This is a genomic window from Nocardia inohanensis NBRC 100128 (genome assembly GCF_001612945.1).
Classification (GTDB): Bacteria; Actinomycetota; Actinomycetes; order Mycobacteriales; family Mycobacteriaceae; genus Nocardia; species Nocardia inohanensis.
Genome location: NZ_BDBK01000018.1, coordinates 186,532 through 208,807, shown reverse-complemented (window position 1 = coordinate 208,807; position 22,276 = coordinate 186,532). Strand labels below are relative to the sequence as shown.

The 22,276-nt window shown below is 67.0% G+C and carries 23 protein-coding genes; 8 read left to right on the top strand and 15 right to left on the bottom strand.

The genetic code is table 11. The features are described from left to right. Positions 1 to 170 precede the first annotated feature (170 nt). From NI1_RS34195 to NI1_RS34185, 3 genes are all read right to left on the bottom strand, one after another. Positions 171 to 1,586, bottom strand: coding sequence for a DUF1254 domain-containing protein (locus NI1_RS34195; protein WP_157535490.1), 1,416 nt, complete (start codon positions 1,584 to 1,586; stop codon positions 171 to 173). 286 nt (positions 1,587 to 1,872) lie between these two features. Then, positions 1,873 to 2,091, bottom strand: a complete 219-nt coding sequence (locus NI1_RS34190; RefSeq protein WP_067829690.1) for a hypothetical protein — start codon at positions 2,089 to 2,091, stop codon at positions 1,873 to 1,875. A gap of 75 nt (positions 2,092 to 2,166) precedes the next feature. Beyond that, positions 2,167 to 2,643, bottom strand: coding sequence for an ester cyclase (locus NI1_RS34185; protein ID WP_067829687.1), 477 nt, complete (start codon positions 2,641 to 2,643; stop codon positions 2,167 to 2,169). A gap of 74 nt (positions 2,644 to 2,717) precedes the next feature. On the opposite strand from NI1_RS34185, the gene NI1_RS34180 reads away from it, so the two are divergent. Further along, positions 2,718 to 3,356: a TetR/AcrR family transcriptional regulator gene (locus NI1_RS34180; RefSeq protein WP_067829684.1), complete on the top strand. Its 639-nt coding sequence runs from the start codon at positions 2,718 to 2,720 to the stop codon at positions 3,354 to 3,356. A 20-nt stretch (positions 3,357 to 3,376) separates the two neighbouring features. On the opposite strand, the gene NI1_RS34175 is transcribed toward NI1_RS34180, so the two are convergent. Beyond that, positions 3,377 to 3,835, bottom strand: a complete 459-nt coding sequence (locus NI1_RS34175) for a hypothetical protein (RefSeq protein WP_157535489.1) — start codon at positions 3,833 to 3,835, stop codon at positions 3,377 to 3,379. Positions 3,836 to 4,222: 387 nt separating this feature from the next. On the opposite strand from NI1_RS34175, the gene NI1_RS34170 reads away from it, so the two are divergent. Both NI1_RS34170 and NI1_RS34165 read left to right on the top strand, forming a co-directional pair. Continuing rightward, positions 4,223 to 5,077, top strand: a complete 855-nt coding sequence (locus NI1_RS34170; RefSeq protein WP_067829678.1) for a helix-turn-helix domain-containing protein — start codon at positions 4,223 to 4,225, stop codon at positions 5,075 to 5,077. Next, positions 5,074 to 5,313, top strand: coding sequence for a DUF397 domain-containing protein (locus NI1_RS34165; protein WP_245663539.1), 240 nt, complete (start codon positions 5,074 to 5,076; stop codon positions 5,311 to 5,313). Before NI1_RS34170 ends, NI1_RS34165 begins: the two co-directional genes overlap by 4 nt. A 22-nt stretch (positions 5,314 to 5,335) precedes the next feature. Here NI1_RS34165 and argH read toward each other — a convergent pair whose 3' ends face one another. The 5 genes from argH to NI1_RS34140 form a co-directional block, all read right to left on the bottom strand. Continuing rightward, positions 5,336 to 6,760 carry an argininosuccinate lyase gene (gene argH / locus NI1_RS34160; RefSeq protein ID WP_067829672.1) on the bottom strand — a complete coding sequence of 475 codons (1,425 nt, stop codon included), beginning with the start codon at positions 6,758 to 6,760 and terminating at the stop codon, positions 5,336 to 5,338. Beyond that, on the bottom strand, positions 6,757 to 7,674 hold the full coding sequence (locus NI1_RS34155) for an SAM-dependent methyltransferase (protein ID WP_067829669.1): 918 nt from the start codon (positions 7,672 to 7,674) through the stop codon (positions 6,757 to 6,759). The genes argH and NI1_RS34155 overlap by 4 nt, the downstream gene beginning before the upstream one ends. A gap of 39 nt (positions 7,675 to 7,713) precedes the next feature. Further along, positions 7,714 to 8,916, bottom strand: a complete 1,203-nt coding sequence (locus NI1_RS34150; protein ID WP_067829666.1) for an argininosuccinate synthase — start codon at positions 8,914 to 8,916, stop codon at positions 7,714 to 7,716. 85 nt (positions 8,917 to 9,001) lie between these two features. Next, positions 9,002 to 10,534, bottom strand: coding sequence for a hypothetical protein (locus tag NI1_RS34145; protein ID WP_067829659.1), 1,533 nt, complete (start codon positions 10,532 to 10,534; stop codon positions 9,002 to 9,004). Between the two features lie 194 nt (positions 10,535 to 10,728). Next, entirely contained in the window at positions 10,729 to 11,313 is a 585-nt protein-coding gene (locus tag NI1_RS34140; protein ID WP_169815676.1) for a TetR/AcrR family transcriptional regulator, read from the bottom strand. A 72-nt stretch (positions 11,314 to 11,385) separates the two neighbouring features. Here NI1_RS34140 and NI1_RS34135 point away from each other — a divergent pair, with 72 nt between their 5' ends. The 3 genes from NI1_RS34135 to NI1_RS34125 all read left to right on the top strand — a co-directional run bounded on the left by NI1_RS34135 (position 11,386) and on the right by NI1_RS34125 (position 14,098). Next, entirely contained in the window at positions 11,386 to 12,138 is a 753-nt protein-coding gene (locus NI1_RS34135; RefSeq protein WP_218026859.1) for an MBL fold metallo-hydrolase, read from the top strand. Positions 12,139 to 12,545: 407 nt separating this feature from the next. Next, on the top strand, positions 12,546 to 13,337 hold the full coding sequence (locus NI1_RS34130) for a helix-turn-helix domain-containing protein (protein ID WP_084524165.1): 792 nt from the start codon (positions 12,546 to 12,548) through the stop codon (positions 13,335 to 13,337). Positions 13,338 to 13,339: 2 nt separating this feature from the next. Beyond that, positions 13,340 to 14,098, top strand: coding sequence for an MmyB family transcriptional regulator (locus NI1_RS34125; RefSeq protein ID WP_169815675.1), 759 nt, complete (start codon positions 13,340 to 13,342; stop codon positions 14,096 to 14,098). 4 nt (positions 14,099 to 14,102) lie between these two features. Here NI1_RS34125 and NI1_RS34120 read toward each other — a convergent pair whose 3' ends face one another. Genes NI1_RS34120 through argC form a run of 6 tightly spaced genes read right to left on the bottom strand, consistent with a single transcriptional unit; the run spans position 14,103 to position 19,926 of the window. Next, positions 14,103 to 14,624 (bottom strand): arginine repressor, encoded by a 522-nt coding sequence (locus NI1_RS34120; protein ID WP_157535488.1) that lies wholly within the window; start codon positions 14,622 to 14,624, stop codon positions 14,103 to 14,105. Continuing rightward, positions 14,621 to 15,562, bottom strand: a complete 942-nt coding sequence (gene argF / locus NI1_RS34115) for an ornithine carbamoyltransferase (protein ID WP_174564550.1) — start codon at positions 15,560 to 15,562, stop codon at positions 14,621 to 14,623. Before argF ends, NI1_RS34120 begins: the two co-directional genes overlap by 4 nt. Beyond that, positions 15,559 to 16,758 carry an acetylornithine transaminase gene (locus NI1_RS34110; RefSeq protein ID WP_067829647.1) on the bottom strand — a complete coding sequence of 400 codons (1,200 nt, stop codon included), beginning with the start codon at positions 16,756 to 16,758 and terminating at the stop codon, positions 15,559 to 15,561. The genes argF and NI1_RS34110 overlap by 4 nt, the downstream gene beginning before the upstream one ends. Next, the gene (argB, locus tag NI1_RS34105; protein ID WP_067829644.1) at positions 16,755 to 17,654 is read right to left on the bottom strand and encodes an acetylglutamate kinase; all 900 of its coding nucleotides are present in this window, start codon (positions 17,652 to 17,654) and stop codon (positions 16,755 to 16,757) included. The genes NI1_RS34110 and argB overlap by 4 nt, the downstream gene beginning before the upstream one ends. Then, positions 17,651 to 18,862, bottom strand: coding sequence for a bifunctional glutamate N-acetyltransferase/amino-acid acetyltransferase ArgJ (gene argJ / locus NI1_RS34100; RefSeq protein WP_067829642.1), 1,212 nt, complete (start codon positions 18,860 to 18,862; stop codon positions 17,651 to 17,653). Before argJ ends, argB begins: the two co-directional genes overlap by 4 nt. Continuing rightward, positions 18,859 to 19,926 carry an N-acetyl-gamma-glutamyl-phosphate reductase gene (gene argC, locus NI1_RS34095; protein WP_067829639.1) on the bottom strand — a complete coding sequence of 356 codons (1,068 nt, stop codon included), beginning with the start codon at positions 19,924 to 19,926 and terminating at the stop codon, positions 18,859 to 18,861. The genes argJ and argC overlap by 4 nt, the downstream gene beginning before the upstream one ends. Positions 19,927 to 20,015: 89 nt before the next feature. On the opposite strand from argC, the gene NI1_RS34090 reads away from it, so the two are divergent. Next, positions 20,016 to 21,686, top strand: a complete 1,671-nt coding sequence (locus NI1_RS34090) for an LCP family protein (RefSeq protein ID WP_157535487.1) — start codon at positions 20,016 to 20,018, stop codon at positions 21,684 to 21,686. An 85-nt stretch (positions 21,687 to 21,771) separates the two neighbouring features. Next, positions 21,772 to 22,266, top strand: a complete 495-nt coding sequence (locus tag NI1_RS34085; RefSeq protein ID WP_084524163.1) for a nitroreductase/quinone reductase family protein — start codon at positions 21,772 to 21,774, stop codon at positions 22,264 to 22,266. The last annotated feature ends 10 nt before the right edge of the window (positions 22,267 to 22,276 follow it).

Below are 22,276 nucleotides of genomic sequence, written 5' to 3'. Positions count from 1 at the left end.
GTTGTCAATGGGTTTCACGAACTTGTCGCCATCGACCGACCCAGCCGCCTAATGACACTCGTCGTTGTGGTTATCTCATCGAACATGTTGGCCGACAACGCTTCCCGGTACACGCTCATGCCGGTTTCGTGTGGTGACCACTGCGTGCGCACTGGTCACCACGCGCGTGGTCAGGCGGTTTTGACGCCGGGTGGGTTCCAGCTGCCGTTGATGATCTTGTCGTCGGGCCAGTACAACCGCATCAACAGGTTGAACTCGCCTGATTCCGGGGCGGGCAGCCAGTTGGATTCTTTTTCCGGGCCGGGGTTTTCGCGCTGGATGTAGACGTCCAGCGAGCCGTCGGGATTCTTGTGCATCTGCTCGCCGCGCACGGCGAAGCGGTTGATCGGGTTGGCGACGAAGAAGCCCTTGTCGTTGTACATGGTCAGCGACCAGAAGGCGCGCACGGGTGGGGTCTCGCCGGCGGCGAAGTGCAGCACGTAATTCCGGTCCGAAGTCAGGTTCGCACCGGTGGAGTCGATCCGGGTGGCGGGGTAGAGGGCGTCCTCAGGCAGGTTCGCGCCCAGACCGGCGTAGGCGACCAGCGCGCGCCGGCCGTAGTCGGTGCCGTAGGTGCCCATGCCGGTGCGGGCGACGCTCCAGCCGTTGACCGGGGTGCCGCCGAGATCGACCTCGATCTTCGTCAGCGCCTTGGGCCAGGCGGCTTCCCAGGTCTTGCGGTCGGACTCCGGGAGCGTCGACAGGTCGAGTTTCTTGTCCGGTGTCCAGCCGGCCTTGGCCAGTTCGTCCAGCAGGTCCTTGTCCTCGGAGCGGGGCTGGTTGTGCGACAGGCTCGAGTAGTACAGGTCCCAGTACTGCTGGGGGCTCAGGTTGTGAATGTATTTCGCGACTTCCTGGCCGATCGGCCAATCCTGGTGCAGGTCAGTGTTTTCCGGCGGAGTGTAGGAGGTACCGTAGGCGCTCAGCGGCGCGGCGGTGAGTTGCTGCTGGATCGCTACGACCGCCGGAAGGTCGTCGGGACCGTTGACCTGGATGCGGCCGATGATCCAGCCGCCGTCGGTGGGCATCTTGTACTCGTGCACGCCCTCGGGCAGGTCGCCGTGCCAGTTCGGGCCGGTGATGGCGAACTGATAGGCGTGTCCCGCACCGAGCGTCCGCGTGCCCGGGGATGCCTGCACGTTGGTCCACATATCCAGGATCGGGAACAGGTGATAGCGGTCGCCCATGTCCGGAACGCTGATCACCAGCGGTTCCTTGGACACGTCGTAGAACATCGACGAATACAGGGTGTCGACGTTCGCGCGCACCACATTGGTGAACGACGCGTCCGGCAGGAACCCCAGATTCCCGAACTGATTCATCGGCGCCTCGCCACTCGCCGCCGGCCGCGCCACATTCGTCGACTGCCGGCGCGTCACCTCCACCGACACCAGCGGATAGGTATACATGTACGCCTTCATCGCCGCCTCCTCGCTCACACCCGAATCCGACGACGAACCGTTCGAACATGCGGTCATGCCCAGCGCGAGTACCGCTGCGCCGACCACGACCGCGAGCATCTTCCCTCGATACGATCTCGAACTCACAGGCCCTCCTCATGGGGCTCGCCAGGATCGAACCAATAGATTTGCCATCAAATAGCTGAGGCATTATCGAGGCTAAGTCACCACGCCCGTCCCGCCGGAACATTCGACACTCGCGTCGCAAGCGTCCAGGCGAACATCGGCACCGCGACCTGCACAACCATGGCCAAGTTCCGCGGCCTCCAGCGCCCTTGCGCGAGCTGAATCCCCGCGGAAAGCGAACAGGCCGAGGCGATTTCGCCTCGGCCTGTCGAAATAGACGCTGTTCGTCCGCTCCCCCTGCGTGGAGTCAGCGGGTGGCGTCGGGAACCCACTTGGGGCCGCTGGCGCCGGTGCTGACGCAGATCAGCGGTGCGCCGGTGTTCACATCCCACGATTTCTGCATGGCCTCGCCGCGTTCGCACGGAGTGTGCGCGATCGGCGTCGATGCGGAAGCCGGTCCGGCGAAGCCGATGAGTGCTGCGGCGACAACCCCACTGATCACGGTTGCGGTCTTGAATACCTTCACTGTGTTCCCTCCTCGTTGTCTGACAAGATCACCATGCCGGGCGGTCGTTAACAAATCCTTGGCGTCGGCTTGGCTTCAACTCGCGGAGGCGGTTTCGCGGGTCGGGGGTGGCAGTTGGGCGGCGAGGTCGAGGGCGGCCGGGTTGGGTGCGGGCAGGGTGCCGACTTGGATCATCGCGCCGATCTCGTCGCGGACGCCCCAGTGTTCGGCCAGGCGGGCGCCTTCGGTGCGGTAGATGTGGATCGTGGTCATGGTGTAGGGCTTGCCGATGGCGGCCGGGCCGTGCAGTGCTTCGATCCCGTAGCCGGAGGCCTCGGCGCGCAGGACGATTCGGTCGGCTGCCTGGATGGTGTCGGTGATCCGGTAGTGGATTTTCAAGACGCGCGTGACCCAGGTCAGGATCCGGCGGTATCCCTCGGGGCCCGGTTCGAGGGGGAACGGTGAGCCGTGGTCGATGAAGTCGGGCGTGACCAGATCGGGCAGGGCGCGCAGGTCGCCGGTATTGATGGCGTCGAAGACCGCGAGGGCGGCGGGAAGGGCCGGGTTGTCCATGGGGACTCACCTCATTTGGGTGGATTGTAATTCCAATGGAATTGGATTCTAGCCAATATGATGACCGGGTGGCAATGGCACGCTCTTACGACAACTCGGGCCGTCTCGACGCCGCCCGCGAAACCCGGCAGCGGATCCTGCGTGCGGCGCAGGAGATGCTGATGACCTCGGGGTATTCGGCGATGACCATCGCCGCCCTGGCGAAGGCCGCGGGCGTCAGCCCGCAAACGGTCTACAACTCGGTGGGCGGGAAGGCCGAGGTGCTCAAGGCGACCTACGACACGGTGCTGGCCGGGGACGACTCCGAGGTGCCGATGAGCGAACGGCCCGAATTCCTGGCCATGAGCCGCACACCCGACGGCGCCGCCCATGCCCGCGCCTATGCGGCTTGGACCCGTGCGATCTACGAGCGGGTAGGCCCGCTGCTCTGGACCGTGCTCGCCCACGCCGGCGCCGATCCCGCGCTCGAAGCGTTCGCGGCCACCATCGAAACCGAACGGCGAACCGGCAATACACATATGGTCACCGCATTGGAGGCACGCCACGGACTGCGCCCGGGGCTCACCCCGCAGACCGCCATCGACAGCGTGTGGGTACTGACGGCCCCGGAAACCGCGGACCGCCTGATGCGCCGCCGCAAGTGGAGCGCCGCCGCCTACGAAACCTGGCTCGGCGACCACCTCGTGCTCGCGCTCGGCATCAGTGACAGCTGACCGGACCCGCGGCCGAATCGTCAAACGCGAGTGAGGGCTTCGAGGCCGGGCCAGAAGGTGGGCAGTATGACTCGGCCGGATTCGGCGGCGTGGAGTAGGTCCAGGTAGCCGTCGCGGAGTTCGGCCAGGTGTTGCCAGGCGCGGTGGACGCGCGGGTCTTCGGGTGGATGATGCATGAGCGTCCAGTGGGCGCATTCCCACGCTTCGGCGAGGCGGGCGATCACGCCGCCCAGAGAGTCTGTGTGGAGCGGGGTTCCCGCCAGGGGGCGTGGGAGGCGGATGATCAGCCAGGCGTTGACGGCTTGGGTGATGGTGGCGATTTCGGCACGGATGCGAGCAGCGGAGGACGGGTCGGCGATCAGTTCGCGGTGCAGGCGGGCGAGTTCGCGGGCCCAATCCACCATTGCGCCATCGTTTTCCAGGTGACCACGAAAAGCGCACAGGGGCATTTCGGGGGCGGGTAAGCCGTGATCAGCCATCGGCGATCACCTCAGCCCGGTGAGGTTGCGAGCTCGAGCGTGCGCCGCGGCGCCCGTGGAGCGCTGCTCGTATTCGAGGCGGGCCAGGATGGATTGGACCGACCAAGCGGATTTGTTCGCATTGCGCACGTCAAGTAGCCGGTTCATCGAATACATTGCGCAGCAGCCGATTCCGACGCCGATTACAAAGAGTAGAAGAGCACCCATGATGCACCCATTCCGAGATGCCGAGGAACGCTTAGGAATTCGAATCAGATCAATGACCTCGCGATGCAATAAATGATAGGTTGTATATATACAATCGGCAATGAGATCCGGCGTGTCGACCCGCGACGCGGGCATAGCATGCGATCAGCCAGCAGTAGCCAGGACGAGGGTGAGGGTGCCATGCCGGATCGCCGTTCCGACCCTGCGGCACTGCGGTTTCTGATCGGCCACGACCTGCGAGTCACGCGGGAGTCCGCGGGATTCAAGCAGGCCCAAGCCGCGAAGGTGCTCGGGTGCCAGCAGCCGAAGATCAATTATCTGGAGTCCGGACGCACGCAGCAGAAGCCCGACGAGGTCACCAAGCTGCTCCGCGCGTACGGCGCCGATGTCGAGCATGTCGACAGGATCGCTTCCCTGGCGGGACAGGCTGATCGGACGACCTGGTGGGCCCCTTTCTCCGAGGTGCTTCCCGATTGGTTTCGCACCTTCGTCGGCCTGGAGGGATTGGCGACGGGGCAATTCGTCTACCGATCCAAAACCTTTCCCGGACAATTACAGACCGTTCAGTACGCCACCACGTTGCTCGAGAGCAGTTTGCAGATCGCTCCGATGGACGTGCCCCAGGTGGTCGCGGGCCGAATGGCACGGCAAAGACTCACCGACCCCGACAATCCGCTCGAATTCTGCGCGGTGATCGAGGAATCGATCGTGGATCGTCCGGTCGGCGGAGCACGGGTCATGCGCGCACAGCTCACGTACCTACTGGAGTTGATGCGACGCCCGAATGTCGAGCTGCACGTGATTCCGACATCGGTCGCCGTACACGACGGTCTGCTCGACGACTTCATGCTGCTCGACTTCGACGCGGCGCAGCCGATCGCATATCTGGAGTTCGCGGCCGGTGCCCTCTACGTGCAGGATCAAGAGCAGGTCAGGCTCTATAGGATGATGGCAGAACGGATGCGGGCCGCGGCGCTGTCCACGACCGAGACCGCGGATCTCATCGCAGCACGAATCGCTAACCTGCCCTTATGAGTTCGAAAAGACCTGCCATGAATCCCGCCGAGCCGACCTGGCGGACCTCCAGCTACAGCGGACCCAACGGTGGTGAGTGCGTCGAGGTCGCCTTCGACACCGACCGCGTACTCGTCCGCGACACCAAGTTCCGCCGCGATCCCGCGAACGCCCATGCCGCGCAACCGATGCTCGCGGTCAGTCCCGCCGCGTGGGACGCATTCCTGCGGTACGTCGTGGCGGACCGGGCCGAATAGTCCAGCCCGCCACGGCGGATGATCAGTTCAGCCAGCCGCGCTGTTCGGTGGCGGCCGAGCGGACTTCTTCCAGTTGCTTGGCGACCTGGACGCCGGCGGTGCCGCCGCGGGAGTTGCGCGAGGCGATGGAGCCTTGGACGGTCAGTACCTCGCGGACGGCCGGGGTGAGGGCCGGGTCTACGGCGGCGAACTCTTCGTCGGTGAGTTCGTCCAGGCCGACGCCGCGGGCCTCGGCGGCGCGGACGCAGCCGCCGGCGGCTTCGTGGGCTACGCGGAACGGGACGCCCTGGCGGACAAGCCATTCGGCGATGTCGGTGGCGAGGGTGAAGCCTGCCGGGGCCAGTTCGGCCATGCGGTCGGTGTGGAAGGTGAGGGTGGAGACCAGGCCCGCGATGGCGGGGAGGAGCAGTTCGAGCTGGGCTACCGAGTCGAAGACCGGTTCCTTGTCTTCCTGGAGGTCGCGGTTGTAGGCCAGGGGCTGGGCCTTCAGGGTTGCGAGCAGGCCGGTGAGGTTGCCGATCAGGCGGCCCGCTTTGCCGCGAGTGAGTTCGGAGACGTCGGGGTTCTTCTTCTGCGGCATGATCGAAGAGCCGGTGGACCAGGCGTCGGCGAGGGTGATGTAGCCGAATTCCGGTGTGCTCCAGATGATCACCTCTTCGGCCATGCGGCTGAGGTCGACGGCGATCATGGCGAAGACGAAGGCGGCCTCGGCGGCGAAGTCACGAGAAGAGGTGGCGTCGATGGAGTTCGCGGCGGCCGCATCGAAGTTCAGGTCGGCGGCGATGGCTTCCGGGTCCAAGCCCAGGGAGGAGCCCGCCAGCGCGCCGGAACCGTAGGGGGACACCGCGGCTCGCTTGTCGAAGTCGCGCAGGCGGTCGATGTCACGCAGCAGCGGATGAGCATGGGCGAGCAGGTGGTGGGCCAGCAGCACCGGCTGGGCGGCCTGCAAATGCGTCTTGCCGGGCATGACGGCATCCGGATGCGCGGCGGCCTGCTCGACGAGAGCGTCGACCACGTCGAGAACACCGGCGGCCACGCGGCGCGCGGCATCGCGCAGCCACATGCGGAACAGGGTGGCGACCTGGTCGTTCCGGGAGCGACCGGCGCGCAGCCGACCGCCCAGTTCCGCGCCGACGCGTTCGATCAGGCCGCGCTCCAGCGCACCGTGCACGTCCTCATCGGATTCGGCGGGACCGTACGCGCCCGAGGCCACGTCGGCGGCCAGCTGATCCAGGCCGGCCAGCATGGCGGTCAGGTCGCTCTCGGAGAGCAGCCCGGCCTTGTGCAGCACGCGCGCATGGGCTTTGGAGGCAAGGGTGTCGTAGGGGGCGAGCACCCAGTCGAAATGCGTCGACTTGCTCAGCGCCGCCATGGCCGCCGCCGGTCCGGACGCGAAGCGCCCGCCCCAGAGCGCACCTTCATTGGTTCCGCCGCTCTGCTGCGTCATCGTGTGCTGTCTCCTTCGGGTCGGACTGCGGTCATCAGGATGTGAGTGGCCATATCGGTGCGGGCCGCCTCGGGCACGGTACGGCCGCGAGCTTCCAGCTGGGCGACCGGGTCGCCGTTCAACACCAGCCATTCGTGCATGGCGAACCAGTCACGCGGGTCGGTGCGGCCCTCCCACGGATACCAGAGTTGTTCGAGGTCGGCGTGAATCCCGGCCTCGGACAAGGCTTTCGCGCGTTTGTCCCGCGATTCCGGAGAGAGCGCGGCCTTGCCGGTGCCGATGTTCAAGGCCATGCGGCTGCGCGGCGCGCTGAGCGCGTCGACGTGTTCGAGCAGCTGGGTCTGCGCTTGTCCGGGCAGGTAGCGCAGCAGGCCCTCGGCCAGCCACGCGGTCGGCAGTTCCGGTTCGAATCCCTTGTCCAGCAGGGCTTTCGGCCAGTCCTGACGAAGATCCACCGGCACTTCGCGGCGATCGGTGGCGGGCTGGTCGTCGGCCAGGGCACGCCCCTTGAACGCCAGCACCTTCGGCAGATCGATCTCGAAAACCCGGCTCTCGTAAGGCCATTCGAGTCGATACGCTCGTGCGTCGAGCCCGGAGGCCAGGATCACGAACTGCCGGATCCCGGCGTGCATCGCGGCCTCGAAGTAGGCGTCGAAATACAGGGTGCGGGCCACCAGGAAGTAGCCCATCACCCCGTTGATGAAATCGCCGCCGTCGGGCTTCTCACCGTCCAGCACCGCGGACAGCATCGAATTCCAATTCTCCGAGCCGACCGCGCGCACCAGCTTCGCCGCGTACGGATCGTGGAAAAGCGCGTCGCCGCGATGGGTTTCGTAGGCCCGCATGGCGGCGACCCCGATGGCGGTCACGCCCACGCTCTCCGTGATGTCCCAGCTGTCGTCATCGGTTCGCATGGGCGCGCCTCCTTGGACCGGTCCCCCGGTCGCAGGCTACTACTTCTTGCCGAGGTCCCGGCGCGCGGCGACCTTGGAGGAGAGGCCGTGGATCTGCACGAAGCCCTTGGCCAGGGACTGGTCGAAGGTGTCGCCCGCGTCGTAGGTGGCCAGGTTGAAGTCGTACAGCGATTCGTCCGAGCGCCGGCCGTTGACGACGACATTGCCGCCGTGCAGGACCATGCGGACATCACCGGAGACGTGCTGCTGGGTCTCGGCGACGAACGCGTCCAGCGCGCGCTTGAGCGGGGAGTACCACAGGCCGTCGTAGACCAGCTCGCCCCAGCGCTGCTCGACCTGCCGCTTGTAGCGGCCCAGTTCGCGCTCGATGGTGACGGCTTCGATCTCCTGGTGCGCGGTGATCAGCGCGATGGCGCCCGGCGCCTCGTAGATCTCACGCGACTTGATGCCGACGAGACGGTCCTCGACCATGTCCAGCCGGCCCACGCCCTGACGCCCGGCCCGCTGGTTCAGCTCGGTGATGGCCTCCAGCATGGAAACCGGACGGCCGTCGATGGCGACCGGGATGCCCTTGTCGAAGGTGACGATGAGCTCGTCGGGCGCTTCGAAGTTGACGGTCGGGTCGACGGTGTAGTCGTAGACGTCCTTGGTCGGCGCGTTCCACAGATCCTCGAGGAACCCGGTCTCGACCGCGCGGCCCCACAGGTTCTGGTCGATGGAGAACGGCGACTTCTTGGAGACGTTGATCGGCAGGTTGTTCTCACCCGCGAACTCGATGGCCTTCTCACGGGTCCAGGCGTAGTCGCGGACCGGCGCGATCACCTTCAGGTCGGGCGCGAGCGCGCCGATGCCGACCTCGAAGCGGACCTGGTCGTTGCCCTTGCCGGTGCAGCCGTGCGAAACGGTGTCGGCGCCATGGTATTCGGCGGCCTCGACCAGGTGCTTGACGATCAGCGGCCGGGAGATGGCCGAGACCAGCGGGTAGCGGCCCATGTACAGCGCGTTGGCCTGGATGGTGGGCAGGCAGTACTCGTTGGCGAACTCGTCGCGAGCATCGACCACGATGGACTCGACGGCGCCGCAATCGATGGCGCGCTGGCGCACATCGTTCATGTCCTCGCCGCCCTGACCGAGGTCGATAGCGACGGCCACAACCTCAGCGCCGGTCTCCTTGGCGATCCAGCTGATGGCGACGGAGGTGTCCAACCCGCCCGAGTAGGCGAGTACGACGCGCTTGGTCATGTCAGTGCTCCTCGATTCTTACGTCCAGTTCTCCGGCAGCCCCCCGCCGTGCTGCAAATGATTATGCATGACGATGCAAGCCCATTCATAACCGGGGTGCCCCAACCAGGAACGGCCTGGCCAGAGCCAGTCCGAGCAGGATCACCGCGGTGCCGAAATACACCGGAAGCAGGTGCGCGAACGCGGTGTAGTGAATGAAGAAGTGAATCACCAGCGCACTCGCCGACCCCGCGAACGCGGCCGCGAACAGCGTCCACCACACCCATGATTCGCCCTGCCGCCAGCCCCAGAGCGCGAGCAGCAGGATCGCCGCGCCGGTGGAGATGAGCGCACCCCCGAAACCGGCGCGGTCGTGTGCGATGAACGGGAGCAAGTGATCGTTGGCGGCCCGCAGGTTGTCCGCGTCGGTGTGCAGGAACGCCAGATCGGTGGGGACGAAGACGTAGGTCAGGCCCACGCACGAGATGACGATGCCGCCGATCATGACGCCCACGCCCATCGCGACCATCAGCAGCTGGCCGATCAGCGCGCGGCGGCGAACCGGTTCGGGGCACGGCGGCGGAGTCGACCAGCGCGGCGGACCCGGCTTGCGTGCGACGGCCAGCACGAACATCGGGAACAACACCACGGCCGCCAGCACATGCAACGGCTCCACGAACCCGATCACCAGGAAGTAGAACAGCGTCGGAAACCCGATCAGCCCTGATACGAGGTAGGCGTTCCGCGCCCACACCCGCCCCATCCGGATCCCACCCCAGGCCAGACCCGCATACAGGCATCCGATGGCGATCATGTTGCCCGCCATGGTGATTCGATCGTGCTGCAAGAAGTGCACCAGATGGTGGTTGATCGCGTGCAGCCCGTCGACGTCGGTCCCGAGATAATCCCGGTCGTACCAGAGCAGCACCGGCCCCAAAGTGATCGCCGCCGCGGCCAGCCCCGCCACGATCATCCCGAGCCCGACCAGCAGTCCCCAGAACCAGCCCGGCCACCGGCGCGGATCGATCGGCACCTCGCGCAAGGTCTGCGGCGGCGGCTCACTCATTACCGCCGCCTCGATCACCCGCTGAAACCATCCCGGGCCGGCCTCGACCAGCACACTCGGCCGTACGAGCACCATTACATCCGGATCCCGCAGCGCCGCCAGCGTTTTCGAGACATCGGTGTCGGTGATGTATCGCCACGGCCAGGTATCCGCAGCGGCCCGCTCAGCGCCCGCGGAAACATCCAGCACGACACCGTCCACCGCATCGGCGAGCGCCGCGGCGGTATCCCGATCCGCCGTCCGTGCGATGACGCGGCAGCGGCGACCAGCCGCAGCGGCCCGGACCGCCTCCACGTCATCCGGGCCGACGGGACCGACCTCGATCACCCGCGCCCCCTGCACCGGCAATACGCGAATCGCGTCCCGCGCCACCGAAACCGGAACCGTGGCCCCGAGCCGGCCGCCCCATTCGACCGGTGGCTCCGGATGGTCGAACGCCCGCTTGATCGCGGCCCCACCGCCCGGCACCGCGATCAGCACGGACAGGAACCGCAGCGCGACCAGTTGCGCACGGCGCTCCCCGAGCAGCGCGTTCGCCGCCGGCCGCAGCGGGTGATAGGTCCAATCGGGCACGGCCTCATGGTCACACACGGTCGCTTCCCGCCGGAACGCCGCGCGGCATCGGGCAGCCGTTCACCGCCCACATCATGATCAACGGCACATGACGGTGGCGACACGCCGGTGCAGCCCTCCGTGGTGTGCTGCTGCTCTTGTGCGGGATCCCGGTGACGCGGCTTCGGGACGCAGCAGCTCGGCGACCGACCCGTTCAGCGGGCGTAACCGCGCACCAGCGCGTCGATCAGCACCGCCGGTTCCGGCCAGGGGAAGCTGGGGCGGTCCTGGCGCAGGGTGACCAGTCCGTGCAGCGCCGCCCACAGGCAGGTCGCGTCGACCTTCGGATCCGCACTGTTACAGGCGGTCAGGCCGTCGACGAGCAACTGGAAGGTGGGCAGTCCGGGTAGCTGTTCGGGGGTGGGTTCCCAGCCGGGGGTTCCTGCCGTCCCGAACAGCACCCGGTAGTGGCCGGGGTGGGTCAGGCCGTAGTCGAGGTAGGCCCGGCAGAGCGCCGTCAGTCGCCGGGCGGGGTCGGGGTCGCGCTGCGAATCCTCCAGCGCGGCACGCAATTCCGCGAACCGCACCGCATATACGGCGGTCAGCAATTCCCGCCGATCGGCGAAGTGCAGGTAGACGCTCTGCGGTGCGATACCGACCGCCCGCGCTACCGCCCGCAACGACAATGCCTCCTGCCCGTCGAGGGATTCCAGCAGAACGCTTGCCGCCGAGACGATCTCGTCGCGCAGGCGCGCTCCCTCACCTCGCCGGTTGCGGCTTCGCGAATTCTTCTCCGACACCTTGACAGCATAACAAGACAGCTGTCTACTGACACACATCACTAGACACCCGTCTTCTTATGGATGTGCCCCATGCTGACCGTCACCCGTGTCGTCCACGCCAGCGTTCTGCTCGACTTCGGCGGAGCCCGAATCCTCACCGACCCTTGGTTTTCCGAGCGCCGGTTCTACCGCCCCGGAGAGCCGCGCGGCATCGCGACCGCGGCCGAGCTGCCCGCGCTCGCGGGCATCGTGATCAGCCACGAGCATTACGACCATTGCGACCTGGATGCCCTCGCCGCCTACCCCGACAAGTCGGTGCCGTTCGCGGTGGCGAAGGGTATCGCCCGCCGCGTGCGCGCCACCGGCTTCACCGATGTGGTCGAGCTGGATCCTTGGGAGAGCACACATCTCGGCCCCGTCGAGGTGATCGCCACGCCCGCCAGTCACGGCGTCCCCGAGGTGACGTTCATCCTGCGCGCCGACGGCCACACCGCCTACTTCGGCGCGGACACCCGGCGCATCGCCGACCTGGACGAAATCCCGGCCCGCTTCCCGGAAATCGACCTGGCGCTGCTGCCCATCAACGGCCTGCGGATCCGCCCGCTCGGCAATCGCCAGGCGGTCATGGACGCCACCGAAGCCGCCGGTTTCACCCGAGTCCTGCGCCCCCGCCTCGCGGTTCCCATCCACTACGCCTTCACCAGCGGCCCGATCGGCGACCGCATCATGACCAAATCCACCCGCAATCGCCCCGACCTCTACCGCGACGCGACCACCGACCTCGCGCCGGATACGGCCGTGCACATCCTCGACCCCGGCATGCCGCTGCCCGTCGCGAACTAGACCCCCTACCGATCGAGTGGCACACCAGTGAGGGGTTTTGCCCGGATTTCCCGCACTGGCGTGCCGTTGATCTTGAAGTGCCGGTGCGGAATTCGGCGCGAGGGGTGGGGTGCGGACGGTTAGGGTGAGCGTGTCGGAGCGGGATCGGGCCTCGCCGTCGATTCCTCGGGACACCGAATCTGGATCCTCGGCGAGGGCAAGCTCTACGCGCTCGCCCGGAACGGCTGAACGCAATACGGGTGCGCTCGAGATCACTGAAGTCCGCTTTTCATTCCTGCGAATATGAATGAACCGGCGTCGATCAACGCGAACGGACTTGACAAGTGCGCTCTACTGCTGTCGCGATTCGGAATTCACCGGAAACGAATTCGGCCGGCGTTATGACCGTCTGATAGTTTCTGAATGTCATGGACGAGCAGTACGGCCTCGGTAGGCGAAAAATGGTGCAGCCGCCCAGTTTCGGGGCGGCGCTGCGCAAGCTGCGGGACGACCGAGATCTTTCGCGCGAGAAACTTGCCATGTCGATCGGGGTCAGCGTGAGCTATGTCGCGCGGCTGGAATCCGGGGTGCGTACCCATCCGGGGCCGGACGTATTGCAAGTTCTTATCGGCCATCTGGACCGGATCGAGCCGGTTTCGGAGGTGGAGCGCAGGCACCTGCACGAATTGGCAGGACTGCCGCTGCCCGGCGTGCCGACGGTCGCGGAGCTGCGCGACGAGATCACGCGGGACATGCTTCGGCTGCTCGAGGTCGCCGAGCCGAATCCGGCCTGCTATTTCGATATTCACTACAACCTGCTGTCTTGCAACGAAACCTATGCGCGCACAATGCCGGGTGTGGTGGAACGCGGCAATATCATGCACTGGTTCTTCGCGGACGAAATCGCGAAACAGGCGCTGGCCGACTGGGATTACGACGCCGCGATGATGACGGCCGCACTACGCGGCATGATCGGCCGCACCGACGCTCCCGACTTGTATCGAGGATTTCTCGACGAGCTGTACGCCTATCCCGAATTCCGCGAAAAATGGGAAGCCGAAATCGTTTACGACCACATCCGGCGGCCGAAAGTGTTTCGCGATCCGGTGAACGGCGACACTTTCGCCGCGGAGGTGAACGTGTTCGTGCACGAGTCCGCCGCGCACCCCGGCTGGATCTGGTTCTACCTCGGCCGCCGAGTACCGATGCCGGAGCGGTGACGATGCCGGACGAACCTGCCCTGCCCCATATCGGCCGGCTGCTGCGGAAACTGCGCCTGGAGCGCGGGCTGTCGCGGGAGCGGCTGGCTTTCGCCGCGGGCGTGAGCACGAGTTACATCACCCATCTGGAGGCCGGTAAGCGCAATCGGCCCACGGCCGCCGTAATGACCGCGCTGGTACGACATCTGGAGAAGCTGGAACCGCTCACCGAGGCACAGGTCCGCCAGCTCAACGATCTCTCCGGGCGGATCACCCGGCCGGTGCCCACCCTGGCGGAATTGCGTGCCGAGGTCACCGCGGTCACCGGTGAACTGCTCGCGAGTTTCGGCGTTGTCCCGGCCTGCTGCGTGGATATCGGCTGGAATCTGCTGGCCTGCAACGATTCCTACGCGGCGGCCTTTCCAGGCATGGTCACGGACGGCAATGTGCTGCGCTGTCTGTTCGCCGATCCCATGTCGACGCAGATCCTGGTCGACTGGCAAGCGGAAGCGGAGCAGGCGGTGCGGCTGCTACGCGGGCGTCTCGCCCAGCACGCCGATCTGCCTTGGTGCACAGAGCTATTGGCGGAGCTGTCCCGTTTTCCGAAGTTCCGGCGCATCTGGGACAAGGGCGAGGTGAGCTATCACCGCGAGCTCGGTCCCGCGCAGCTGCGCGATCCGGTCACCGATCGGCGATCCCAGGTGTATCTGCAATCGTTCCGCCTGGCCGCCGGCGTCCATTACGACCGAGTGCAGATCCACCTGTTCGTACCGGTCACCTGACCGCTCAGGCCAATTGCTCGATCTTGGCGGCCAATTCCGCACCGGTCATGGGTTCGCGGGCGATGACGGCGATGGTGTCGTCACCGGCGATGGTGCCGACGATCTCGGGTAGCGCCGCGCGGTCGAGCGCGCTCGCGAGGAAGTGCGCCGCGCCCGGGGGCGTCCGCAGCACCGCGATATTGCCGCTGGCATCGGTCGAGACCAGCAGGTCGCCCAGGAGTTTGGAGAGGCGTTCGGTGCCGCCGGTGACGCCGCGGACGGGGCTGCCGTCCTCGGGGACCACGTAGACGCCCGCGCCACCGTCGGCGGCGCGCAGCTTCACGGCACCCAGCTCGTCCAGGTCACGGGAGAGGGTGGCCTGAGTGGTTTCGATGCCCTCGCCGGAGAGCAGCGCGGCCAGTTCGGTCTGGCTGCGGACCTCGTGCTGGGAGAGGATGGCGACGATGCGGGCCTGGCGGCCGGCGCGGGTGCGGGCGATGGCCGCACCCGATCTGCCGGTCGCCGAGCGTCGTTCGCTGGTGCTCACGCGCGGCTGCCGTCGTATTTTTCGAGCAGCCACACCAGCAGCGCCTTCTGGGCGTGCAGGCGGTTCTCGGCCTCGTCCCAGACCGCGCTGTGCGGGCCGTCGATGACCTCGTCGGTGATCTCCTCACCGCGATGCGCCGGAAGGCAGTGCAGCACGGTCACATCGGAGGCGGCGCGGGACAGCAGGTCCGCGTTCACCTGGAAGGGGCGGAAGGGGGCGACGCGGTCGCGGCCGTCGTTCTCCTGGCCCATGGACATCCAGGTGTCGGTGACCAGGGCGTCCGCGCCGTCGGCCGCTTCCTGCGGGTCCGCGGTGAAGGTGATGGTCGCGCCGGTTTCGGCGGCCCGCTTCTGGGCGAGGTCCACGATCCACGGGAACGGCTCGAAACCCTCGGGGGCGGCGACGGTTACGTTCAGGCCCGCGGTGACGCCGCCGAGCATGAGCGAGTGCGCCATATTGTTCGCGCCGTCGCCGAGGTAGGCGAGCTTGCGGCCGGTGAGGTCGCCCTTGCGTTCCTTCAGGGTCTGCAAGTCGGCCAGGACCTGGCAGGGGTGGAACTCGTTGGAGAGCGCGTTCACCACGGGAACCGTTGCCGCGCCCGCCATTTCATCGAGGCGCGTCTGTTCGAAGGTGCGCCACACGATGGCCTCGACGTAGCGGGAGAGCACCCGGCCGGTGTCGGCGAGGGTCTCCTCGCGGCCCAGCTGGGTGTCGCGGCCGTCGACCACCACGGCATGCCCGCCGAGCTGGGCGATACCCATTTCGAAGGAGAACCGGGTACGCGTCGAGTTCTTCTCGAACATGACGGCGACGCCGCGCGGACCGGCCAAGGGCTTGCGGCTCTGCGGGTCGGCCTTCAATTCCGCTGCGATGGCGAGGATTTCGGCCTGCTCGGCCGGGGTGACGTCGTCGTCACGCAGGAAATGCCGGATGGTCACTTGGTGGTCTCCTTCGCCTTCGCCTGCGCGGCGTCGAGAATGCCGGGCAGGTCGGACAGGAAGTTGTCGGCCTGGGTTTCGGTGAGCACGAGCGGCGGGGCCAGTCGAATCACATTGGGCTTGGCGGGATTCAGCAGATAACCGGCTGCCACAGCCGCCTCGTTGACCTGCGCCGAGACATCCTCGGTGAGCTGGATGCCGATGAGCAGGCCCGCGCCGCGCACATGGTCGACCAGCGGGTGGTTCATCTCCTCGATGCCGTCCACCAGGATCTTGCCCACGGACTCGACGTGCGCGAGCAGCCCCTCTTCGTCGATGGTGCGCAGCACCGCCAAAGCCGCTGCGGCACAGACCGGATTGCCGCCGAAGGTGGTGCCGTGCATACCGGGCTGCAACAGTTCGGCCGCGTCGCCCTGCGCGAGCACCGCGCCGATCGGCAGCCCGCCGCCCAAACCCTTTGCCAGGGTGATGACATCGGGCACGATGCCCGCCGCCTGGTGCGCGTAGAACGCCCCGGTGCGGCCGATACCGGTCTGCACCTCGTCCAGGATCAGCAGCGCCCCATACTCTTTGGTGATGGCCCGCGCCTGCGCCAGGTAATCGGCGGGCGGCACCACCACCCCGCTCTCCCCCATGATGGGTTCGAGGAACACCGCCGCGGTGTCGTCGTCCACGGCGGCGGCCAGCGCGGCGGCATCGCCGTATGGCACGTGCACGACCCCGGCGGGCATGGGCGCGAACGGTTCCCGCTTCGAGGGCTGACCGGTCAGCGCCAGCGCCCCCATGGTCCGCCCGTGGAACGCCTCCTCACACGCGACGATCTTGGTTTTGCCGGTGAGCCGCGCCATCTTGAACGCGGCCTCGTTGGCCTCGGTGCCGGAATTGCAGAAGAACGCCTTACCGTGCCCGTCACCGAAGTGCGCGAGCAGCCGCTCGGCGAGCTCGACAACCGGTTCGCTCGCATACAGATTCGAGACATGCCCGAGCGTTCCCAGCTGCCCGGTGACCGCCTCCAGGATCGCCGGATGCGCGTGCCCGAGGCTGTTGACCGCGATACCGCCCAGGAAGTCCAGGTAGCGCTTGCCGTCGGCGTCGTAGACCACGGCACCCTGCCCGCGCACCAGCGCGATCTTCGGGGTGCCGTAGTTGTTCATCAGCGCGGTCTGCCACCGCTGCTGGATGTCGGCTGTCGTCATGGCATCTCCTGAGCTGGGGTGACCATCGTGCCGATGCCCTCCCCGGTGAACAGTTCCAGCAGGACCGAATGCGGCACCCGGCCGTCGATCACGTGCGCGGTCGGGACCCCGCCCTCGACGGCGCGCAGGCAGGCTTCCATCTTGGGCACCATGCCCGCATCCAGGCGCGGCAGCAACTCGGCGAGCGCGGCGGTGTCGATGCGCGAGGTCAGCGAGGACCGATCCGGCCAATCGGTGTACAGCCCTTCGACATCGGTGAGCACGACGAGCTTCTCGGCCCCGATGGCCTCGGCCAGCGCCGCCGCCGCGGTATCGGCATTGATGTTGTGCACCACGCCGTTCACGTCCGGCGCGATGGTGGAGACCACCGGGATGCGCCCGGCGGCGATGAGGTCGTGCACGGCATCGGGATTCACCGAGGTGACATCGCCGACCAGGCCGATATCGGTGGCCTCGCCGTCGACCTGCACGGTGCGGCGGGTGGCGGTGAACAGGTGCGCGTCCTCACCGGAGATGCCGACCGCGTACGGGCCGTGCGCGTTGATGAGCCCGACCAGTTCGCGGCCGACCTGACCGAAGAGCACCATGCGCACGACATCCATCACCTCGGGGGTGGTGACCCGGAAGCCGCCGCGGAATTCGCCTTGCAGGCCGAGCTTCTTCAGCATGGCGCTGATCTGCGGGCCGCCGCCGTGCACCACCACCGGGTGCACGCCGACGGTGCGCAGGAACGCCATATCGGCGGCGAAGGCCGACTTGAGTTCGTCGTCGATCATGGCGTTGCCGCCGTACTTCACGACCACGATCTTGTCGCGGAACTTCTGCAACCAGGGCAGCGCGCCGGCCAGCACGTGCGCCTTGTCCAGGGCCGAAAGCTGTTCGCGCACCGTGCTCATGAGCTGTAGGCCGAATTCTCTTCGACGTACCCGTGCGAGAGGTCGGTGGTGCGGACGGTGGCGGTGCCGTCACCCAGGCCGAGGTCGACCAGCACCGCGATATCGGCGCCGGACAGGTCCACCTCGCGCGCACCCGGCGCACCCGCACCGTCGACGCAGACCGGGAAACCGTTGAACGACACCGAGATCCGGTTCGGATCCAGTTCGATGGGCGCGATGCCGATGGACGCCAGCACCCGGCCCCAGTTGGGATCGGAGCCGAAGAACGCCGTCTTCACCAGGCTGTCGCGGGCCAGGGCGCGCGCGCCGATGAGCGCCTCGTCCTCGCTGACCGCGCCCTGCACGGTGATGTGCACTCGCTTGGTGACGCCCTCGGCATCGCCCATGAGCTGTTCGGCCAGATCGTCGCAGACCGCGAGCACGGCCGCGTTCAGTTCCTCCTGCGACGGCGCGACGCCGGACGCGCCATTGGCCAGCAGCAGCACGGTGTCATTGGTGGAGCAGGAACCGTCCACGTCCAGACGATCGAAGGTGTAGCGGGTCGCGTTGCGCAGCGCGGTATCCAGCTGCTCCGGCGTCGCGACCACATCGGTGGTCAGCACGACGAGCATGGTGGCCAGCGACGGCGCGAGCATGCCCGCCCCCTTGGCCATGCCGCCCACATTCCACTTGTCCCGGTGGTGGTAGGCGGCCTCTTTCGGCACCGTATCGGTGGTCATGATGGCCCGCGCCGCCTCCGCGCCGCCCGAGAGCCCGCCGCCCATCTCGTGCACGATCTCGGTGACGGCCGGGATCAGCTTGTCCATCGGCAGCCGGTCACCGATCAAACCCGTGGAGCAGACCGCGATCTCGCCCGCGCCGGTCTCGGTGCCCCAGTTGCTCAAGGCTTTCGCGAGTTCCTCGGCGGTGGCGTGGGTGTCCTGGAAACCACCCGGACCCGTACAGGCATTGGCCCCACCGGAATTCAGGATGACGGCGCGCAGCTTCCCGGTCTTCAGCACCTGCTGCGACCACAGTACCGGCGCGGCCTTCACCTTGTTACGAGTGAAGACGCCCGCCGCCGAATAGTCCGGCCCCTCGTTGAAAACCAGTGCCAGGTCCGGCTTCCCGCTCACCTTGATGCCCGCCGCGATACCGGCGGCGCGGAAACCCAGCGGCGCGGTCACGCCCTGGGTCCGGACCAGTTTCCCGTCGTTGCTTGTCGTCACGGTGCCACTCCTACGGTGGAAAGTCCTGCGGTCTCCTCGATGCCGAGGGCCAGGTTCATCGATTGCACCGCGGCGCCCGCGGTGCCCTTGGTCAAGTTGTCGATCGCGCCGATGACCACCAGCAGGCCGGCATCGGTGTCCACCGTCACCTGAAGGGTGACCGCATTGGAACCGAGTACCGAACCGGTCTGCGGCAGTACGCCTTCGGGCAGCAGGTGCACGAAAGGCTCGTCGGCGTAGGCCTTCTCGTAGACGGCGCGCGCGGTGGCGGCATCCACGGTGGTGGGGGCGGTGCAGGTGGCCAGGATGCCGCGCGGCAGCGGGGCCAGCACGGGGGTGAAGGACACCGAGACATCCACGGCCGCATCGCCACTGGCGGCCTTGAGGTTCTGGGCGATCTCCGGGGTGTGCCGGTGCGCGCCCGCGATGCTGTAGGCGCGCAGCGAGCCCATCACCTCGGAACCGAGCAGGCCGACATCGAGTTTGCGGCCCGCGCCGGAGGTGCCGCTGACCGCGACCACGTTCACATTCGGTTCGATGATGCCCGCCGCGACGGCCGGGGCCAGCGCCAGGCTCGACACCGTCGGATAGCAGCCGGGGACCGCGATCCGGGTCGCGCCGCGCAGTTTGTCGCGCCCGCCGGGCAGTTCCGGCAAACCGTAGGGCCAGCTGCCCGCATGCTCGGATTTGTAGTACTTCTCCCACGCCGCGGCATCGGCGAGCCGGAAATCGGCCCCGCAATCGATGATGACGGTGGACTCCGGCAACGCCTTGGCGATCGCGCCGGACTGCCCGTGCGGCAGGCCCAGGAACACCACATCGTGGCCCGCGAGGATCTCCGGGGTGGTCGGCTCCAGGATGCGGTCGGCCAGCGGCAGCAGATGCGGCTGCAATTCACCGAGGGCGGCGCCGGCATTGGATCCCGCCGTCAACGCGCCGATCTGGATACGCCCGCTTCGGTAATCTGGGTGTCCGAGCAACAGGCGCAGGACTTCACCGCCCGCGTACCCGCTCGCACCAGCCACCGCGACCCGCAATGTGGGCCCAACCGAGGTATCCGCCATGTGATGATTATGCACGACTGTGCAAGCTCATTCACAGGTGGGTACGAATCCGGCAGGTTCCCGTTCGCTCCGGCAGACTCGACAGGGCCATGTACGACGACAAAACCGAACCGATCCCGGCCATCCGCGACACCGGCGGCAAGAGCCGGCGTTCGGCAGCGCCCACATCCGGCCGCTCACGGCGCGAACGTCCGGCAAACGGCCGCCGGCGCGCCGGTCACCGCAAGGCCGGCACCCCCGGTTCCGGCAAGCCCGGCAACCTCTGGCTGCGCAATACCGGGCGCGGCGTCATGGCGGTCATCGCCGTCTGTGTGCTCGGAATCACCGGGGTGGTGTGGTGGGGCGAAACCTCGGCGGAATCGGGGTTCGTGCGCACCAATGTCATTCCGGACGAGGACCGTTCGCTGGCCGGCGATATCAACCTGCTGATCATCGGCCTGGACACGCGTAAGGATCTGAACGGCAACGATCTGCCCAAGGACATCCTCGATCAGCTGCACGCGGGCGACGGCTCCGAAGGCGGCTACAACGCCAATTCGCTGATCCTCATGCACATTCCGAAGGACATGAAGAAGATCGTGGCCTTCTCCATCCCGCGCGACGACTACGTGGCGGTGACCGGCATCCCCGGCTACGACCACGCCAAGATCAAAGAGACCTACGGGCTGAAGAAGTACTACACCGAGGAGAAGCTCAAGGCCAAGGGCGTCACCGACAAGGTCGAGCTGGAGCGCCAGGGCCGCGAGGCGGGGCGCGATTCGGTGCGGTCGGCGGTCAAGACCCTCACCGGGGTGCCCATCAACCAATTCGCCGAGGTATCCCTGGTCGGCTTCTACGATCTGGCCAAAGTCCTCGGCGGCGTGGACGTCTGCCTCAACAGCGCCGTCGACGACAGCTACTTCTCCGGCGCGGTCTTCCCCGCCGGCCGCCAGCACCTCGACGCCTCCAATGCGCTCGCCTTCGTGCGCCAGCGGCACGGCCTGCCCAACGGTGACCTCGACCGCACCCATCGCCAGCAGGCGTTCCTGACCTCGATCGCCAAGTCGCTCAAGGACTCCGGGACCGTCACCAATATCACCCGGATCAAGGAGTTGATGGACGCCGCGCACCGCGATGTGGTGGTCTCCGACGACTGGGATCTGAAATCGTTCGTCACCAGCCTGGGCCGCGCCGACTCCCCCAGCATCGAATTCCGTACGCTGCCGGTGCTGCGCTACGACAACATCAACGGCCAGGACGTGAACATCATCGATCCGGCCGCCATCAAGAAGGAAGTGCAGGCGGCGTTCGGCATCAAACCCACCGCGACGCCGACCACCCCCACCACCGTCCCGACCTCGACCCTGGACGTCGTGAACGCCACCGGCACCCCCGGCATGGCGGCGCAGATCTCGAAGACCTTCGGCGCCAAGGGTTTCGCCACCGGCCAGGTCAGCAACGGCACCTACGCCGACGGCACCGCCACCGCCGTCTACTACGGCACCGGCGCGGAGACCGATGCCAAACAGCTCTCCGACATGCTCGGCGGCGTCCCCATCGCCGCGTCGGCCGATGTCGAGCTGGGCCGCGTAAAGCTGGTCCTCGGAACCGATTTCGTGCTCCCCGACGCCCTCGATCCGAATGTCGCGGCCAGTACCGCCGCCACCCCGACCACCACCACCGCCGCCAAGACTCCCGCCACCTCGACCTCCTCCGATGTCCCCGACTCCGGTAAGCCGGTCGTCACCGACCTCGGCGGCGACATCCCCTGCGTGAACTGAGCATCCTTTCCGGACACCCCCGACTACTCACTGGACACTGTGTATTGTGAGTTGCGATTCGACCGGCTCGGCGTGAGGAAAACAGGTGGCTGGCAAGACTTCCGGAACCGGAGAGCTCACACTGAGCGGGCGGTTCAACCACTACTCCTCCACGTATCTGGGCGCGGTCGCGCGGTTCTACGCCCGGCTGCACGCGCGCCTCTACGACCGCTTCGGCGGGACGCGATTCACCACCCTCGCGGGCAAACCGGTGTTCCGGCTGCTGGTGACCGGCCGCAAATCCGGCGAACCGCGCCCGGTGATGCTGATGCTGGTGCGCGATGGCGAGGATCTGCTGGTGTGCGGGTCCAACGGCGGGCACCCCGAGTTGCCGAACTGGTGGCGGAACCTGCTCGCGACCGAGCGGCCCGAAGTGCAGGTGGGCCGGGAGCGCTGGGCCGTGGACGCGCAGGTGATCAGCGATGACACCGAGTACGAGCGGCTCTGGAAAGTACTGGTCGCCGGGTACCCGGATTTCGCGACCTACCGGGAGCTGAGCCCGCGCCGCTTCCCGATCGCGGTATTGCGCAGGTCCGCCTGAGCATCCGGTA

Excerpts from the sequence above, each read along its gene's own strand:
- NI1_RS34125 (WP_169815675.1), top strand. The coding sequence starts at position 13,340 with ATGCCGGACGAACCTGCCCTGCCCCATATCGGCCGGCTGCTGCGGAAA.
- NI1_RS34185 (WP_067829687.1), bottom strand. The coding sequence starts at position 2,643 with ATGGACAACCCGGCCCTTCCCGCCGCCCTCGCGGTCTTCGACGCCATC.
- NI1_RS34170 (WP_067829678.1), top strand. The coding sequence starts at position 4,223 with ATGCCGGATCGCCGTTCCGACCCTGCGGCACTGCGGTTTCTGATCGGC.
- argC (WP_067829639.1), bottom strand. The coding sequence starts at position 19,926 with ATGGCGGATACCTCGGTTGGGCCCACATTGCGGGTCGCGGTGGCTGGT.
- NI1_RS34090 (WP_157535487.1), top strand. The coding sequence starts at position 20,016 with ATGTACGACGACAAAACCGAACCGATCCCGGCCATCCGCGACACCGGC.
- NI1_RS34135 (WP_218026859.1), top strand. The coding sequence starts at position 11,386 with ATGCTGACCGTCACCCGTGTCGTCCACGCCAGCGTTCTGCTCGACTTC.
- NI1_RS34175 (WP_157535489.1), bottom strand. The coding sequence starts at position 3,835 with ATGGCTGATCACGGCTTACCCGCCCCCGAAATGCCCCTGTGCGCTTTT.
- NI1_RS34150 (WP_067829666.1), bottom strand. The coding sequence starts at position 8,916 with ATGACCAAGCGCGTCGTACTCGCCTACTCGGGCGGGTTGGACACCTCC.
- NI1_RS34130 (WP_084524165.1), top strand. The coding sequence starts at position 12,546 with ATGGACGAGCAGTACGGCCTCGGTAGGCGAAAAATGGTGCAGCCGCCC.
- NI1_RS34165 (WP_245663539.1), top strand. The coding sequence starts at position 5,074 with ATGAGTTCGAAAAGACCTGCCATGAATCCCGCCGAGCCGACCTGGCGG.
- argB (WP_067829644.1), bottom strand. The coding sequence starts at position 17,654 with ATGAGCACGGTGCGCGAACAGCTTTCGGCCCTGGACAAGGCGCACGTG.
- NI1_RS34110 (WP_067829647.1), bottom strand. The coding sequence starts at position 16,758 with ATGACGACAGCCGACATCCAGCAGCGGTGGCAGACCGCGCTGATGAAC.
- argH (WP_067829672.1), bottom strand. The coding sequence starts at position 6,760 with ATGACGCAGCAGAGCGGCGGAACCAATGAAGGTGCGCTCTGGGGCGGG.
- NI1_RS34155 (WP_067829669.1), bottom strand. The coding sequence starts at position 7,674 with ATGCGAACCGATGACGACAGCTGGGACATCACGGAGAGCGTGGGCGTG.
- NI1_RS34180 (WP_067829684.1), top strand. The coding sequence starts at position 2,718 with ATGGCACGCTCTTACGACAACTCGGGCCGTCTCGACGCCGCCCGCGAA.